This window comes from Streptomyces sp. NPDC060194 (assembly GCF_042728285.1).
In the GTDB taxonomy this organism is placed as follows: domain Bacteria; phylum Actinomycetota; class Actinomycetes; order Streptomycetales; family Streptomycetaceae; genus Streptomyces.
Map to the genome: position 1 here is coordinate 1 of NZ_JBHWZH010000131.1, position 15,957 is coordinate 15,957.

Consider the following 15,957-nt stretch of genomic DNA (forward strand, 5'->3'; position numbering starts at 1 on the left):
CGGGGCGCCCTTCGCGGCGGGGCCGGGCCGGACCCGGTCCCGGGCTGCCGGCCCGGACTCAGTCCAGGGCGTCCAGGAGGGTCGCGTCGATCGGCGAGAAGTCCGAGGAGTCCGGGTCGCGCCGGTCCACGTCGTCCTTCGCCTTCCTCTTCCCGGCCCTCTTCTCCGCCTTCTTCCGCGCCCGGCGCTCCTTGCCGAGCTCGACCATCGCGTAGAGCGTCGGGACGAGCAGCAGCGTCAGCAGCGTGGAGCTGATGAGGCCGCCGATGACGACGATCGCCAGCGGCTTGGAGATGAAGCCGCCCTCGCCGGTGACGCCGAGCGCCATCGGGAGCAGGGCGAAGATCGTCGCCAGCGCGGTCATCAGGATCGGGCGGAGCCGGTGCCGGCCGCCCTCGACGATCGCCTCCACGACGGGCAGGCCCTGGGCGCGGTACTGGTTGATCAGGTCGATCAGGACGATCGCGTTGGTGACCACGATGCCGATGAGCATCAGCATGCCGATCATCGCCGGGACGCCCATCGGGGTGCCGGTGGCGAGCAGCAGGCCGAGCGCGCCGGTCGCCGCGAACGGGATCGACACCAGCAGGATCAGCGGCTGGACCAGCGACCGGAAGGTCGCCACGAGCAGCATGAACACGATCGCGACCGCCGCCAGCATGGCGAGGCCCAGCTTGGCGAAGGACTCGCTCTGGTCCTGCGAGACGCCGCCGACGGTCGCGGTGGCGCCGGCCGGCAGCTTCAGGGAGTCGAGGCCCGCCTGCAGGGCGCCGGAGACGGCGCCGGTGTCGTCGCCGGTCGGCCGGGCGGTGATCGTCGCGGCCCGGGAGCCGTCGATGCGGGTCATCGAGACCGGGGCGTCGACCAGTTCGACGGTCGCGATGTCCCCCAGCTTCACCGCGCCGAGGTCCAGCGCCTTCAGCTCGGCGAGGGTGGTCGCGGGCTTCGCCGACCGCACGACGACGTCGCGCTCGGTGTCGTCGATGACCGCCTGCGCCGAGGTGGTGCCCCGCACGGACTGCGCGACCGCCTGGCCGAGGGTGGCGTCGTCGAAGCCGGCCGCGGCGGCCTTGTCGGTGGCGCGGACGGAGATCCGCGGGACGGACAGGGCCAGGTCGCTCTGGACGTCGGTGACGCCGTCGAGCTCCGCGACCTCGTCGCGGACCTGGGCGGCGGCCTTCTCCAGGACGCCGGCGTCGGCGGCCTTGACGACGACGCTCAGGTCCTGGCTCGCGAAGCCGTCGCCGGCGGCGAGGGCGGTGTCGCCGACGCCGTCGAGCTTGCCGAGCTCCGACTCGATGCGGTCGGTGGCGGCCTCGTAGTCGGCGGAGTCCTTCAGGGTGATCTGGAAGGAGGCCTGGTTGGAGCCGGTGCCGCCGCCGAAGGCCGCCATCCAGCCCGAGGAGCCGACGGTGACCTGGTAGTCGGCGACCTCCTCGACGCCGCCGAGCATCGTCTCGACCTTCTTCGCCGCGGCGTCGGCCGCGGCCAGGCTGGTGCCCGGCGGCAGCTCCTGCTTGACGGTGACGACGTCCTGCTCGCTCTGGTCGAAGAAGGTGGTCTTCAGCAGCGGGGCCATCGCGAAGGTGCCGACGAGGACCACCGCGGCGATCGCGAGGCTCGTCCCGCGGCGGCGGGTCGCGAACCGCAGGACCGGCAGGTAGCCGCGCTGGAGGCGGCTGTCGGCCTCCTTCTCCTCGGCGAGCCGGCGCGCCTCCTCCGGCGCGACTCCGCGGGCCGCCTTCGGCGGGCGCAGGAACCAGTACGAGAGCACCGGCACGACGGTGAGCGAGACGAGGAGCGAGGCGAGCAGTGCCGCCGTGACCGTCAGCGAGAACGAGCCGAACAGCTCGCCGACGATGCCGCCGACCAGGCCGATCGGCAGGAACACGGCGACGGTGGTGAGCGTGGAGGAGGTGACCGCGCCGGCCACCTCGCGGACCGCGGTGAGGATGGCGTGCTGCCGCTCCTCGCCGTAGCCGAGGTGCCGCTTGATGTTCTCCAGGACCACGATCGAGTCGTCGACGACCCGGCCGACGGCGATCGTCAGGGCGCCCAGGGTGAGCATGTTGAGCGACAGGTCGCGGGTCCACAGCACGATCAGGGCGAGGACGACCGAGAGCGGGATGGAGACCGCGGTGACCAGGGTGGAGCGGATCGAGGCCAGGAAGACCAGGATGACGACGACGGCGAAGAGGAGGCCGAGCGCGCCCTCGGTGGTGAGCGAGGAGATCGACTTCTCGACGGCCGGGCCCTGGTCGGAGACGACGGTGAGCTCGGCGTCCGCGCCGAGGTCCCGGCGCAGCTCGGGGAGCTTGTCCTCGACGGCGCGGGAGATGGTGACGGCGCTGCCGTCCTGGTCCATGGTGGCGAACACGGCGAGGCTGGGCTCGCCGTTGGTGCGGGTGAGCGCGGTGGCGGCGGCCGGCTGCTGCTCGACCTCCGCCACGTCGCCGAGCCGGACCGGGGCGGCGGGCTTCGCGGGCTTCCCGCCGGGGCCCTTGGCCGCGGGGCCCTGGGCGGCCGGCGCCTGCGCCGCGGGCGCCTGGGCGCTCGGGGCGATCCGCAGGTCCCGGATCTGCGCCACGGAGGTGTAGCCCCCGCCGACCTGGACCGTGCGGTTCTTGCCGTCCTCGTCGAAGGAGCCGGCCGGCAGGGTGCCGCCGCCCGCCCGGAGGGCCTGGACGACGGCGGCCGGGGTGAGGCCGGCCTTGGCGAGCTTCGCGTCGTCGGGGGTGACGGCGACCTGGAGGTCGCGGACGCCGTCGACGGTGACCTGGCCGACGCCGTCGATCCCCTCGAGGGCGGGGACGACCGTGCGGTCGAGGTCGTCGGCGAGCGCCTGCTGGTCCCGGTCCCCGGCCGAGACGGCGAGGACGACGGTCGGGATGTCGTCGGTGGAGCCGGCGATCACCTGCGGGTCGACGTCGTCGGGCAGTTGGGCGCGGGCGCGGTTGACGGCCTGCTGGACGTCGGCGACGAGCTGCTTGCCGCCGTTGCCGTAGTCGAAGGACGCCATGATCACCGCGTTGCCCTCGGCGGCCGTCGAGGTGACGGACTCCAGGCCGTCGACGGCTTCGAGCGCGCCCTCGATCGGTTCGACGACCTGCTTCTCGACCACGTCGGGGGACGCGCCCTGGTACGGGGCGAGCACCGAGACCACCGGCAGCTCGACGGACGGCAGCAGCTGCTGCTTGAGCTGGGGGATCGCTATCGCGCCGAAGACCAGCGCGACGATCGAGACCAGCCCGATCAGGGCTCGCTGGGCGAGGCTGAACTTGGACAGCCAGGACATGGGTGGGCGTCTCTCCCTCGGTGGCGGTGCTGCGGCGGGTGGGGCGGACGGCGGCAGCGGGCCCGCTGGGGCGCACGGTGCGGCCGTCCCCTCACCTTCGGGCACCGCGAGGGGTGCTCGTCGCGCTCCGAGGGCGATTTCTCACGCCGCCCCTACTGCGAGGGGAGTACGCGGACGGGGCGTTCAGTCAGCCCGTGGGCGGACCAGCCCCGACTCGTACGCGACGACGACCAGTTGGGCCCGGTCGCGGGCGCCGAGCTTGGCCATCGCCCGGTTGACGTGCGTCTTGACCGTCAGCGGGCTGACGGCGAGCCGGTCGGCTATGGCGTCGTTGGAGTGCCCGCCGGCGACCTGGACGAGGACCTCCCGCTCGCGCCCGGTCAGCGCGGCGAGCCGCTCGGCGTCGACGGGGTCGGCGCCGGGGGCGTCCGGGCCGCCCTGGGCGAGGAAGGTGGCGATGAGGCCCTTGGTGGCGACGGGCGAGAGCAGCGCGTCGCCGGCGGCGGCGATCCGGATCGCGTTCAGCAGCTCGTCCGGCTCCGCGCCCTTGCCCAGGAACCCCGACGCGCCCGCCCGCAGCGCCTGGACGACGTACTCGTCGACCTCGAACGTCGTCAGCATCACGACGTGGACGTCCGCGAGTGCGGGGTCGGCGCTGATCAGGCGGGTGGCGGCGAGGCCGTCGGTGCCGGGCATCCGGATGTCCATCAGGACGACGTCCGGGCGTTCGGCGCGGGCGAGGGCGAGCGCCTCGGCGCCGTCGGAGGCCTCGCCGACGACCTCCATGTCCGGCTCGGAGTCCACCAGGACCCGGAACGCGCTGCGCAGCAGGGCCTGGTCGTCGGCGAGCAGCACGCGGATCGTGGTCATCGGCCGTCCTCGGGGGCGCTGGGGTCGACCGGCAGGATCGCATGCACCCGGAAGCCGCCGCCGAAGCGGGGTCCCGCGGTGCAGCGGCCGCCGAGCGCGCCGACCCGCTCGCGCATGCCGAGCAGCCCGTGCCCGCCGGAGTCCTCGGGCCCCGGCGCGGCCGCGCCGACCCCGTCGTCCAGGACGGTGATCTCGATGGTGGACCCGACGCTCACCACGCTGACCTCGGCCGTCACCTCCGCCCCCGCGTGCTTGCGGACGTTGGTCAGCGCCTCCTGGATGATCCGGTACGCGGCCAGGTCGACGGCGGCGGGCAGCGCGGGATGCTCGGTCAGCGCCACCTCCACCGGCAGGCCCGCGTGGCGGAAGGTGTCGAGCAGCGCGTCGAGGACGCCGAGCCCGGGGGCCGGCTCGGTGGGCGCCTCCGGGTCGCCGGACTGCCGCAGCAGGCCGACGGTGGCGCGCAGTTCGTTCAGCGCGGACCGGCTGGCCTCGCGGACGTGGGCGAGCGCCTCCTTCGCCTGGTCGGGCCGCTTGTCCATGACGTGCGCGGCGACCCCGGCCTGGACGTTGACCAGGGCGATGTGGTGGGCGACGACGTCGTGCAGGTCGCGGGCGATCCGCAGCCGCTCCTCGGCGACCCGCCGCTTCGCCTCCTCGTCGCGGGTGCGTTCGGCCCGCTCGGCGCGCTCGCGGATCGCGTCGACGAACGCGCGCCGGCTGCGCACCGCGTCCCCGGCGGCGGCCGCCATGCCGGTCCAGGCGAGGACGCCGAGGTTTTCCTCCGCGTACCAGGGCAGCGGGCCGGCCAGCATCGCGGTGGCGGTCAGCGCGGTCATGGTGAGCAGGGCGATCCGCCACGCCACGGGGCGGTCGGTGCGGGAGGCGACCGTGTAGAGGGCGACCAGGGTGCAGATCTGGACGGGGGCGCGCGGGTCGGCGGTCGCGAGCTCCAGGAGGGACAGGCCCGCGGTCACCGTGAGGACGGCCATGGGGTTGCGGCGCCGGAAGATCAGTGTGACGGCCCCGGCGACCATCAGCGTGACGCTGGGAAGGGCGGGCGTGCGGGCCCCGAAGTCGGGGCCGCCGCCGGAGTGGGGGTCGACGAACGACCCCAGGGTCATGAGGGTGAGGACGAAGGCGGCGAGGACGGCGTCGGTGGCCAGCGGGTGCGCGTGGAGCCGGGCGCGCAGCCGGGCGAACGGGCCCCCGGCCCGCTCGCGCGGGGTGCCGCCGGCGCTCTGCGGCCGGGCGGCCCCGGGGGCCGGCCGGGCCGCGGGGACCGGCCCGGCTCGGTGGACGTGCGACAACCGTCAGCCCGGTATCAGGCCGTCGGAGTCCAGCATCGCCCGCACGTCCTGGAGAGAGGCGTCCGGGGACGGCAGGACCAGCTCGGACGGCTCCAGGGAGTCGTCCGGCAGCGGCTCGCCCAGCTCGCGCACCTTGGCGAGCAGCGCGGCGAGCGTGCGGCGGAAGCCCGGGCCGTCGCCGGTCCGGGTCTCCGCGAGCAGCTCCTCGTCGAGCCGGTTCAGCTCGCCGTCCGGGGCGAAGTGGCCGTCGGCCAGCCGGAGCTGCCCTTCCCCCATGATCCGTACGATCATGCCGCTCGTCCGTTCGTCGGTCGGGTGGTCGGTCACTGCTTGTCGAAGCGGGGGGTGCCCGTGCCCTGCTGGGGCGCGGGCTGCGTCTGGCCCGGGGCGCCGCCCTCGATGGCCTGCTGGGGGGCGGAGGAGCCGCCGGCCAGCTCGGCCTTCATGCGCTGCAGCTCCAGCTCGACGTCGGTGCCGCCGGAGAGCCGGTCGAGCTCCAGCTGGATGTCGTCGCGGGCGAGGCCGGAGTGGTCGTCGAGCGCGCCGGAGGCGAGGAGCTCGTCGATGGCGCCGGCCCGGGCCTGGAGCTGGGCGGTCTTGTCCTCGGCGCGCTGGATGGCGACGCCGACGTCGCTCATCTCCTCGGAGATGCCCGAGAACGACTCCGCGATCCGGGTCTGCGCCTGCGCGGCCGTGTACGTGGCCTTGATCGTCTCCTTCTTGGTGCGGAAGGCGTCGACCTTGGCCTGGAGGCGCTGGGCGGCGAGGGTGAGCTTCTCCTCCTCGCCCTGGAGCGTCTGGTGCTGGGTCTCCAGGTCGGTGACCTGCTGCTGGAGCGCGGCGCGGCGGGACAGCGCCTCGCGGGCGAGGTCCTCGCGGCCGAGCGCGAGCGCCTTGCGGCCCTGGTCCTCGAGCGTCGAGGACTGCTTCTGCAGCGAGTTCAGCTGGAGTTCGAGCCGCTTGCGGGAGGTCGCCACGTCGGCGACGCCGCGCCGCACCTTCTGGAGCAGCTCCAGCTGCTTCTGGTACGAGTAGTCGAGGGTCTCGCGAGGGTCCTCGGCCCGGTCAAGGGCCTTGTTCGCCTTCGCGCGGAAGATCATCCCCATACGCTTCATGACACCGCTCATGGGCTTCGCGCGCCCCCTTCTGACCGACTGACCGACCTGACCGTGCGTTCGGGCTCCGACACATCCACAGTAAGGGCCCTGCATCCATTACCGCACTGTTCCGGGGCGGATGCGCTCCTCCCCAAGGACGAACACTCCGCCCCCGTGCTCCCGCGGAAGGAGGAGAGCGACCCCAGGGGACGCAGGGAGGGACGCACGGTGTTGCGGGATCGTTCCCCAGGGAGCTGGGGTCCATGCCCCCGACCCCTTACCCTTGGGTTTTGTGTTCCGTAGCCGTTCGAAGGAAGAGCAGGCCCCCGCCGTGAAGGCGCCGGCCGACTCCACGCAGCCCCGTGACCCGCAGGCCCCCAAGGGCCGCCCCACGCCGAAGCGCGCCGTCGCCCAGACGCAGCGCCGCAGCGTGGCCAACACCAAGATGACGCCCAAGGAGGCCCGGGCGCGCCAGCGCGAGGCCCGGCGGACCGCGCTGGAGAAGCAGCGCCAGGCCCTCGCCAGCGGCGACGAGCGCTACCTGCCCGCGCGCGACCAGGGCCCGGTGCGGCGCTACGTCCGCGACTTCGTCGACTCGCGGTTCTGCATCGCCGAGTTCTTCCTGCCGATGGCGGTGGTCATCCTCGTCCTGAGCATGATCCGCAACGCGCAGATGCAGAGCATCTCGCTGCTGCTGTGGCTCTTCGTGATCGTCCTCATCGTGGTCGACTCGATCGGTATCTGGCTGCGGCTGAGGAAGCAGATCCCGGCCCGCTTCCCGGGTCAGCGGACCAAGGGCGCGGTGGCGTACGGCCTGATGCGCTCGCTCCAGATGCGCCGGCTGCGTCTGCCGAAGCCGCAGGTCAAGCGCGGCGAGCGGCCCTGAGCGGTCCGACGGGCACGGGGGCTGCGGTGGGGAGCGGGGAGTTCGGCGCGTCCGGATTCGCCGGCGGCGCTCAGGCGTGGCTCGGCGGTCTCGGCGCGCTGCGGGACGTCGTACGGCAGGAACTGGTCGCGCGGCAGCTCGACGAGCAGATAGCCGCGCGGTTCGCCGTCGGCCGCCGGCTGCGGGTGCTCGACGTCGGCACCGGGCAGGGCACGCAGGCGCTGCGGCTGGCGCGGGCCGGGCACCGGGTGACCGGCCTGGAGGCCGACTCCGCGATGCTCGCGGCCGCGCGGGAGGCGCTCGCGGCGGAGCCGGAGGGGATCCGCGAGCGGGTACGGCTGGTGCACGGCGACGGGCGGGACACCGGCGTGCACTTCCTGCCCGGGGCGTTCGACGTCGTGCTGTGCCACGGCGTGCTCATGTACGTCGAGGAGCCCGGGCCGATGCTGGCGGGGCTGGCGCGGGTGCTCGCGCCGGGCGGGCTGCTCTCGTTGCTCGTGCGCAACGGGGACGCGCTCGCCCTGCGGCCGGGGCTCGGTGGGGACTGGGCGGGGGCGCTCGCCGCGTTCGACACGCCGGCGTACACCAACCGGCTGGGATTGCCGGGGCGGGCCGACCGGCTGGGGGTGCTGACGCGGTCGCTCGCGGGCATCAGTGCGCCGGTGCAGGCGTGGTACGGGGTGCGGGTCTTCAGCGACCTCGCGCCGGACGGGGCGGCGGTGCCGGGCGGCTCGGAGCTGGAGGTGCTCCTCGCCGCGGAGGAGCGGGCGGGGCGGACGGATCCGTATCGCGGGGTCGCGGCGCTTCTGCACCTGTTCGGGGCGCGGGCGTAGGGGGTCGCGGGGCTCCGCCCCGACCCCCTACGGGTGGCTGCGCCCCCGGACCCCCGCCTCGCGGCCGCGCCGCGTACACCGGCCTACGGCCGGCGGCCTCAAGCGCCGGCCGGGCTGGATCTCCTCGCCGGCTCGGCTGAGTGTTCGTGGCGTGCCGGCCCGGGCTAGGACTGCCCGTCCGGGTGCAGGCTCATCGGGCCGTAGATCCTGGTGTCGTCCTCCGAGAGGGTCACCTGGTCGGCGCCGCCTTCGGCGAGGTCCTTGTAGACCTCGCCGAGCCAGGACTCCGCGTCGCCCTGGGTGGTGAACTCCTCGGGCCGGACGGCCGGCTGGACCTCCGTGCCGTCGGACTTCTCGAACCGCCACGTCCATGCCATCGCTGCCTCCAGGGGTCTCGAGTGCTTCCCGCAGCGTAGCCGGATGCGCGGTCGGAGGATCGGCGCGGGAGGATCATCCTGTGGAACTGACTCTGCTCGGCACCGGCGCTCCGACCGGCCTGCCCCGTCCCGGCTGCCCGTGCGCGGTGTGCGCGTGCGCGGTGGGGGCGGACGCGCGTGCGGCGACGGCGTTGATCGTGGACGGCGTCCTGATGCTGGACCTGACCCCGGGCGCGGCGTTCGCCGCGGCGCGGGCGGGGCAGTCGCTGGGCGGTGTGCGGCAGGTGCTGCTCTCGCACCCGCACGACGGTCCGCCGGTGGAGGTCCCGCCGGGCCTGCCGCACCCGGGCCGGGTCGCGGACGGCCGCCGGCTGGCGCTGATCAGCGGGCACCGGGTGCGCGCGGTGCCGCTGGACGCGCCGGGCACGGGCTACGAGGTGAGCGGGCACGGCGGCGAGCGGGTGCTCTACCTGCCGCCGGGCGCGGGCCCGGCGGGGATCGGCGAGCCGGGGCGGTCGCCGGAGGGCCCGGGCGCGTACGACCTGGTGCTGCTCGACGTCGTCGGCCGCCCGGACGCGCTCGCCCGGCTGCGGGAGGCGGGGCTGGTGACGGCCACGACGGACGTCCTCGCCGTCCACCTCGACCACGACGTCCCGCCGGGCGCGGAGCTGACCCGCCGCCTCGCCGCGACCGGCGCGCGGACCGTGCCGGACGGCACGACGCTGACCGTCGGCGACTACCACGCCGTCCCGGACGTCCCCCGCCGCACGCTGGTCCTCGGAGGGGCCCGTTCCGGCAAGTCCTACGAGGCGGAACGGCGGCTCGCCGCGTTCCCCGGCGTCCTCTACGTCGCCACCGGCGGCACCCGCGACGGCGACGCGGAGTGGGCCGCCCGCGTCTCCCTCCACCGCGAGCGGCGCCCCGGCACGTGGTCGACGGCCGAGACCTGCGACCTCGTCCCCCTCCTGGCCGCGGACGACGACCCGCCGCTGCTCGTCGACTGCCTGTCCCTCTGGCTCACCCACGCCATGGACTCCGTCGACGCGTGGTCGGACGAGGCCTGGGCCGCGGGCGGCGAGGCGGCTCTGCGGGCGCGGGTCGCGGAACTGGTCGCGGCGGTCCGTGCGACCCGGCGCACCGTCGTCGCCGTCTCCAACGAGGTCGGGTCCGGAGTCGTCCCCGCGACCGCGTCGGGGCGCCGGTTCCGGGACGAACTGGGGCGGCTGAACACGGCGTTCGGGGCGGAGTGCGAGCACGTGCTGCTGGTGGTGGCGGGGCAGGCGCTCACCCTGCGGTAGCGGTTCGCGGCTGCGCCGCGGGTGCACGGCCTGCGGCAGCGCGGCCTCAATCGCCGGCCGGGCTGATTTTCACGGCCTCCTCGCGCCGAGCCCGCGTGCGGACCTGCCGTAACCTTCGCCGAATGAGCTCGCTGAATCTCGATGACTTCTCCGACCTGATCCAGCGCCCGGACAGCACCGTCCGCCGCGCGGCCGAGGAACGGCGCGCGGCCCTCGCGGTCGCGCCGGGCGCGCTGGGCCGGCTCGACGAGCTGGCCGAGTGGCTGGCCGCCGCCCAGGGCTCCGTGCCGGTGCGCGCGATCGCGCACCCGAAGGTGGTCCTCTTCGCCGGCGACCACGGCATCGCCGCCGCCGAGGTCTCCGCCCGCAAGCCCGGCACCGCGCACGAGCTCGTGCGGTCCGTGCTCGAGGGCGCCTCCCCCGTCGCGGTCCTGGCCCGCCGGCTCGACGTGCCGGTGCGGGTCGTGGACGTGGCCGTCGACTGCGAGCCGGAGTCCCTGCCCGCCGACGTCGTCGCGCACCGGGTGCGCCGCGGCTCGGGGCGGATCGACGTCGAGGACGCGCTGACGGCCGAGGAGGCGGAGGCGGCGTTCCGCGCGGGGATGGCGGTGGCCGACGAGGAGGCGGACGCGGGCACGGACCTGGTCGTGCTCGGCGACCTGAGCGTCGGCGGCACGACCGCGGCGGCCACCCTGATCGCCGCGCTGTGCGGCACGGACGCGTCCGTGGTCACCGGCCGCGGCGGGGTCCGCATCGACGACCTGACGTGGATGCGCAAGTGCGCGGCCGTGCGGGACGCGCTGCGGCGGGCGCGGCCGGTGCTCGGCGACCAGCTCGCGCTGCTCGGCGCGGTCGGCGGCGCGGACCTCACCGCGCTGACCGGGTTCCTGCTCCAGTGCGCGGTCCGGCGCACGCCCGTCGTCCTGGACGGCGTGGTCACGGCCGCCGCCGCGCTCGTCGCCCAGCGGGTCGCGTTCCGCTCCCCCGACTGGTGGCTGGTCGGCCAGGCGAGCGGCGAGCCGGGGCAGGCCAAGGCCGTCGACCGCCTCGCCACCGATCCGCTGCTCGACCACGGCGTGACCGTCGGCGAGGGCGCCGGCGCCCTGCTCTCCCTCCCGCTCGTCCAGGCGGCGGCCGCGCTGGCCGCGGAACTGGGCGGGACGCCACCGCCCGCCGACCCGTTCGACGGCGACACGCTGACGGGCGCTCCCGCCGAGCCGGTGGATCCGGCCGTCGGGGACGCCGCGTCCGGGCCCGCGACCGCGGCGGGATGAGCGGGCCGGAGTCGCCGGCCGCGCCGGTGCGGCCCGCGTCGCTCGGCGAGGGTGCCCGGTTCGCCGTCGGGATGCTGACGGCGATCCCGGTGCGGGTGACCCGCTGGGACCGGGAGGCGGCGCGCGTCGGGATGCTGTGCGCGCCGCTCGCCGGGCTCGCGGTGGCGGTGCCGGCGGCGGGGCTCGGCGGGCTGCTGCTCCTGCTCGGCGGCGGCCCGCTCCTCGCGGCCGTCGCGACCGCGGCCGTCCCCGCGGCGCTCACCCGGGGGCTGCACCTGGACGGCCTGGCGGACGTCGCCGACGGGCTCGGCAGCGCGAGGCCGGCCGACGAGGCGCTGCGGATCATGAAGCAGTCGGACATCGGCCCGTTCGGCGTCATCACCCTGCTGTTCACGCTGCTCGCCCAGGTCGCCGCCCTGCACGCGCTCTTCGCGGAGGGCTGGTGGCGCGGCGCGCTCGCCGCGGTGACCGCGGGCCTCACCGCCCGTCTCGCCCTCACCCTCGCCGCCCGTCCCGGCGTCCCCCCGGCCCGCCCGGACGGCCTGGGCGCGGCGGTCGCGGGCGTCGTCCCGACCGGGCGGGCCCTGCTTGCGGCCGCGGTCGTGACGGCCGGCTGCGCCGCGGCCGCCTGGGCCTGTGGCCCGTGGGCGGCCGCCCGGACCGCCGCGGCCGTCCTCGCGGGCCTGCTCGCCGCCGGCGCCCTCCTCCGCCACTGCGTCCGCCGCCTCGGCGGCGTCACCGGCGACGTCTTCGGCGCGCTGGCCGAGACGGCCGCGACGACGGCCCTCCTCGTCCTCGCGCTCGGCTAGGGCGCGCCGCCCGCCGCCCGGACGAGGACCTCCCCCGCCTCCGTCCGGTAGTACAGCACCGAGCGGCCGGCGCGGCGGCGGTCGACGAGGCCGGCGTCGCGGAGGACGCGCAGGTGCCGGCCGGTGGAGCCGAGGACCTGGCCGGTGAGGGCGACGAGCACGGTCGTGCTCTTCGGGGTGTCGAGGAGGGTGAGGACGGTCGCCCGGGCGGGGCCGAGGAGCGCGGCGAGGGGGGCCGGGCCGGGCCGGTCGGCGGCCCCGGCGAGGACCCCGGTGCAGGGGTAGACCAGGGCGTAGAGGCGGGGCTCGTCCCAGCAGGCCCAGCCCTGGCGGAAGGTGACCGGGACGAAGAGCATCCGCGCGCCGGAGATCCGGCGGGGCGGGTTGTCGTGCGCGTTGATCTGCAGCCGGCCCTCACCGAGCCAGCGCATGCCGGGGCGCAGGTCGTCGAGTGCGGCCGCCCAGCCGCCGTCGCCGAGCTGCCGCGTGCGGGCGACGACGTCGGCCTCCAGGATCCGCCGGCGGCGCGCCCAGTCGGGCTCGACGGTCTCCGCCCAGACCCACGCCAGGAGGTCGGCGGCCCGGTCGGCCAGGTCGGTGCGGTCGGCCAGTTCGGCGGGGAGCGGGCCGCCGCCGAGGGCGACCGCCAGGTCGGCGCGGACGACGTCCGGCGGGGCCGCCCGGACCCGGGCCAGTTCCCCGGCGAAGGCGGCGGTGTCGCCTATCGGCGCCGGGGTGAGGAAGTCGGCGTTCCAGCGCGCGGTGAACGCGGCCCGCAGCAGCGCCGCGGTGACGGGATCGGCGGCGAGCCGCGCCCGGTACGCGGGCCGGTGCCGCTCCACCCAGGCGCGCGCGGCGGGGTGCTCGGCGGGACCGTGCTCCAGGGTGAGCAGCGCCGCGGTCGTCTCGGCCAGCGGCGAGACGACGAACCGGCTCCGCGCCAGCGTGTCCGCGTTGAGCAGCCACCACCCCATGGTTTCGCCTCCCCGCGAAACAGTACCGCCGTACGTCCCGACCGGCGGACGCTCCCCGCATGCCCTCCTACCGACAGCTCTTCCGCACCCCGGAGTTCACCCCCTTCTTCGCGACCCACGCCCTGCAGATCGCCGCGCAGACGGTGACCGGCCCCGCGCTCGCCACGCTGATCTACGGGCACACCGGCTCCCCGCTGCTCGCGGCGCTCGCGATGTTCGGCCCGTCCCTGGCCCAACTGCTCGGCGCGACCACCCTCCTCTCGGCCGCCGACCGGCTCCCGCCCCGGGCCGCGATCGGCACGCTCGCGCTGGTCTTCGCGCTCGCCACCGCTCTGCAGGCGGTCCACGGGATGCCGGTCGCGGCCGCGTTCGCGCTGCTCATGGTGCAGGGGGTGCTCTCCGCGGTCGGCGGCGGCGTCCGGTTCGGCCTGCTGAACGAGATCCTCGGCCGCGACGGCTACGTCCTGGGCCGCTCGGTCCTCAACATGTCCAGCGGCGCGCTGCAGATCGGCGGCTTCGCCGTCGGAGGGCTGCTCACCGCGCTCGTCGAGCCGCGCGGCACGATCCTCGTCGGCGCGGGGCTGTTCGTGCTCGCGGCCGTCACCGCCCGGACCGGCCTGACCCGCAGGGAGCCGCGCCGGACGGCGGGGCGGGCGTCCGTCGGCGAGACCTGGCGGACCAACCGCGTGCTCTGGTCGGACCCGGCAAGGCGCCCCGTGCTCCTCGCGCTGTGGGTGCCGAACGGGCTGGTCGTCGGCTGCGAGTCGCTGTTCGTGCCGTACGCGCCGGGCCACTCCGCGGTGCTGTTCGCGGCGGGGGCGTTCGGGATGCTCGTCGGGGACACCGTGATGGGCCGCTTCGTGCCGGCGGGGCTCCGGGACCGCTTGGCCGCCCCGCTGCGGCTGCTGCTGGCCGCCCCGTACCTGCTGCTCGTCCTGGAGCCCGGCCCGCTGGTCGCCGCGGGAATCGCCGCCGTCGCCTCGGTGGGGTTCGCGGCGAGCCTGCCGCTCCAGGCGCGGCTCGCCGTGCTCACCCCCGACGAGCTGAGCGGGCACGCCCAGGGCCTCGCCTCGTCGGGGACGCTCGCGATGCAGGGGGTCGGGGCGGGACTGGCGGGCGCGGTCGCGCAGTTCAGCTCCCCGGGGACGGCGATGGCGGTGATGGCGGCGGCGTCGATCGCGGTCACCCTCCTGCTCGCACCGCGACTGCGCCGTCAGGGGCGTACGGAATCCGGTGCCGCGGGCCCGCGGACCGGGCGCACGCGGGTCGGCGGCCGAGCGTAGGCTCGGTTCCGGGCGCCGACGGCTCGCGCGACGAAGCCGACGCCGGGACGCCCGTGCCCCCCTTACCGTCGTACGGAAGCGAGATCCCACCACCGTGACTGCTCTCACTCTCAAGCCCGCCGGCACGGCGACGCTGCGCGCCGACGCCGTCGTCGTGGCCGTCGCCAAGGGCGACAAGGGCCCTGTACTCGCCGCGGGCGCCGAGGCCGTGGACAAGGCGTTCGGCGGGAAGCTCGCCACCGTCCTCGACACCCTGGGCGCCTCCGGCGGGGAGGGCGAGATCACCCGGCTGCCCGCGCCGGACGGCCTGAAGGCGTCGTTCGTCGTCGCCGTGGGCCTCGGCGCCCTGCCGGAGAAGGACGACACCTACGGCACGGAGACCCTGCGCCGGGCCGCCGGCACCGTCGCCCGCTCGCTCGCCGGCACCGACAAGGCCGCCTTCGCGCTGCCGATCGAGGCCGCCGAGGACATCGAGGCGATCGCGGAGGGCGCGCTGCTCGGCGCGTACGCGTTCACCGCCTACCAGGAGAAGGGCAACGGCGGGAAGGCCCCGCTCGGCGAGATCCTGCTGCTGGGCGCCAAGCCCCGCGACAAGGCGCACAAGGCCGCCGCCGAGCGCGCGATCGCCGTCGCCGAGGAGATCAACCGCGCCCGCGACCTGGTCAACACCCCGCCGAACGACCTCGACCCCGAGGCGTTCGCCGCCGTCGCGACCGCGGCGGGCAAGGAGCACGGCATCAAGGTGCAGGTGCTCGACGAGAAGGCGCTCCTCAAGGGCGGCTACGGCGGCATCCTCGGCGTCGGCGCGGGCTCTCAGTCCCCGCCGCGCCTGGTGAAGCTGTCCTACACGAGCTCCAAGGCGAAGAAGTCGCTCGCCCTGGTCGGCAAGGGCATCACCTACGACTCCGGCGGCATCTCGCTGAAGCCGGCCGGCCACAACGAGACGATGAAGTGCGACATGGCCGGCGCGGCCGCCGTCTTCGCGACCGTCGTCGCCGCCGCCCGGCTCGGCCTCGAGGTGAACGTCACCGGCTGGCTGGCGCTCGCCGAGAACATGCCGTCGGGCTCCGCCACCCGCCCCGGCGACGTGCTGCGGATGTACTCGGGCAAGACCGTCGAGGTCCTCAACACCGACGCCGAAGGCCGGCTCGTCCTCGCCGACGCGATCGCCAGGGCGTCGGAGGAGAAGCCGGACGCGATCGTCGACGTGGCCACGCTGACCGGCGCGATGATGGTCGCGCTCGGCGGGAAGACGTTCGGCGTGATGGCGAACGACGACGCCTTCCGCGCCGCGATCCACTCGATCGCGGAGGAGGTCGGCGAGCCGTCGTGGCCGATGCCGCTCCCCGCCGACCTGCGCGCGGGCATGGACTCCTCTACCGCCGACATCAAGAACATCGGCGACCGGATGGGCGGCGGCCTGGTCGCCGGCCTGTTCCTGAAGGAGTTCGTCGGCGAGGGCATCACCTGGGCCCACCTCGACATCGCGGGCCCCGCCTTCAACGAGGGCGGCGCCTCCGGCTACACCCCCAAGGGCGGCACCGGCGCCTCGGTCCGCACCCTGGTGAAGCTCGCCGAGCGCACCGCCGCCGGCGACCTGGGCTGACCCCGGACACCCCCTTCGGGCCCCGGCGCGTGCTCTACCACGCGC

The 15,957-nt window shown here is 75.6% G+C and carries 14 protein-coding genes; 7 read left to right on the top strand and 7 right to left on the bottom strand.

What is annotated here, in order from left to right; translation table 11 throughout:
- Nucleotides 1-58: 58 nt before the first annotated feature.
- From ACFWEG_RS23350 to ACFWEG_RS23370, 5 genes are all read right to left on the bottom strand, one after another.
- On the bottom strand, nt 59-3,295 hold the full coding sequence (locus tag ACFWEG_RS23350) for an efflux RND transporter permease subunit (RefSeq protein ID WP_387218414.1): 3,237 nt from the start codon (nt 3,293-3,295) through the stop codon (nt 59-61).
- Nucleotides 3,296-3,478: 183 nt separating this feature from the next.
- The gene (locus ACFWEG_RS23355; protein ID WP_387218416.1) at nt 3,479-4,165 is read right to left on the bottom strand and encodes a response regulator; all 687 of its coding nucleotides are present in this window, start codon (nt 4,163-4,165) and stop codon (nt 3,479-3,481) included.
- A complete protein-coding gene (locus ACFWEG_RS23360; RefSeq protein ID WP_387218445.1) occupies nt 4,162-5,358 on the bottom strand; it encodes a sensor histidine kinase in 1,197 nt (398 codons plus the stop codon). Before ACFWEG_RS23360 ends, ACFWEG_RS23355 begins: the two co-directional genes overlap by 4 nt.
- Nucleotides 5,359-5,478: 120 nt before the next feature.
- Nucleotides 5,479-5,766, bottom strand: coding sequence for a hypothetical protein (locus ACFWEG_RS23365; RefSeq protein WP_387218418.1), 288 nt, complete (start codon nt 5,764-5,766; stop codon nt 5,479-5,481).
- Nucleotides 5,767-5,798: 32 nt separating this feature from the next.
- On the bottom strand, nt 5,799-6,602 hold the full coding sequence (locus ACFWEG_RS23370) for a PspA/IM30 family protein (RefSeq protein WP_387218421.1): 804 nt from the start codon (nt 6,600-6,602) through the stop codon (nt 5,799-5,801).
- A gap of 262 nt (nt 6,603-6,864) precedes the next feature.
- On the opposite strand from ACFWEG_RS23370, the gene ACFWEG_RS23375 reads away from it, so the two are divergent.
- Nucleotides 6,865-7,458, top strand: a complete 594-nt coding sequence (locus tag ACFWEG_RS23375) for a DUF3043 domain-containing protein (RefSeq protein ID WP_387218424.1) — start codon at nt 6,865-6,867, stop codon at nt 7,456-7,458.
- Nucleotides 7,459-7,580: 122 nt separating this feature from the next.
- Entirely contained in the window at nt 7,581-8,291 is a 711-nt protein-coding gene (locus ACFWEG_RS23380) for a class I SAM-dependent methyltransferase (RefSeq protein ID WP_387218448.1), read from the top strand.
- Nucleotides 8,292-8,455: 164 nt separating this feature from the next.
- Here the strand turns inward: ACFWEG_RS23380 and ACFWEG_RS23385 are convergent, their stop codons facing one another.
- Nucleotides 8,456-8,668, bottom strand: coding sequence for a hypothetical protein (locus ACFWEG_RS23385; RefSeq protein WP_387218427.1), 213 nt, complete (start codon nt 8,666-8,668; stop codon nt 8,456-8,458).
- Between the two features lie 80 nt (nt 8,669-8,748).
- Here ACFWEG_RS23385 and ACFWEG_RS23390 point away from each other — a divergent pair, with 80 nt between their 5' ends.
- The 3 genes from ACFWEG_RS23390 (at nt 8,749) to ACFWEG_RS23400 (ending at nt 12,049) form a co-directional block, all read left to right on the top strand.
- Nucleotides 8,749-9,966: a bifunctional adenosylcobinamide kinase/adenosylcobinamide-phosphate guanylyltransferase gene (locus ACFWEG_RS23390; protein WP_387218429.1), complete on the top strand. Its 1,218-nt coding sequence runs from the start codon at nt 8,749-8,751 to the stop codon at nt 9,964-9,966.
- Between the two features lie 122 nt (nt 9,967-10,088).
- Nucleotides 10,089-11,240, top strand: coding sequence for a nicotinate-nucleotide--dimethylbenzimidazole phosphoribosyltransferase (locus ACFWEG_RS23395; protein ID WP_387218432.1), 1,152 nt, complete (start codon nt 10,089-10,091; stop codon nt 11,238-11,240).
- Nucleotides 11,237-12,049, top strand: coding sequence for an adenosylcobinamide-GDP ribazoletransferase (locus ACFWEG_RS23400; protein WP_387218435.1), 813 nt, complete (start codon nt 11,237-11,239; stop codon nt 12,047-12,049). The genes ACFWEG_RS23395 and ACFWEG_RS23400 overlap by 4 nt, the downstream gene beginning before the upstream one ends.
- Here ACFWEG_RS23400 and ACFWEG_RS23405 read toward each other — a convergent pair.
- Nucleotides 12,046-13,023 (bottom strand): transcriptional regulator, encoded by a 978-nt coding sequence (locus tag ACFWEG_RS23405; protein WP_387218437.1) that lies wholly within the window; start codon nt 13,021-13,023, stop codon nt 12,046-12,048. The two genes, ACFWEG_RS23400 and ACFWEG_RS23405, sit on opposite strands and share 4 nt — an antisense overlap.
- Before the next feature lie 59 nt (nt 13,024-13,082).
- Between ACFWEG_RS23405 and ACFWEG_RS23410 the strand changes: the two genes are divergently transcribed.
- Together ACFWEG_RS23410 and ACFWEG_RS23415 are read left to right on the top strand one after the other, a co-directional pair.
- Complete coding sequence (locus ACFWEG_RS23410) at nt 13,083-14,306, top strand: MFS transporter (RefSeq protein ID WP_387218440.1); 1,224 nt, start codon at nt 13,083-13,085, stop codon at nt 14,304-14,306.
- Between the two features lie 94 nt (nt 14,307-14,400).
- Nucleotides 14,401-15,912, top strand: coding sequence for a leucyl aminopeptidase (locus tag ACFWEG_RS23415; RefSeq protein WP_387218443.1), 1,512 nt, complete (start codon nt 14,401-14,403; stop codon nt 15,910-15,912).
- The last annotated feature ends 45 nt before the right edge of the window (nt 15,913-15,957 follow it).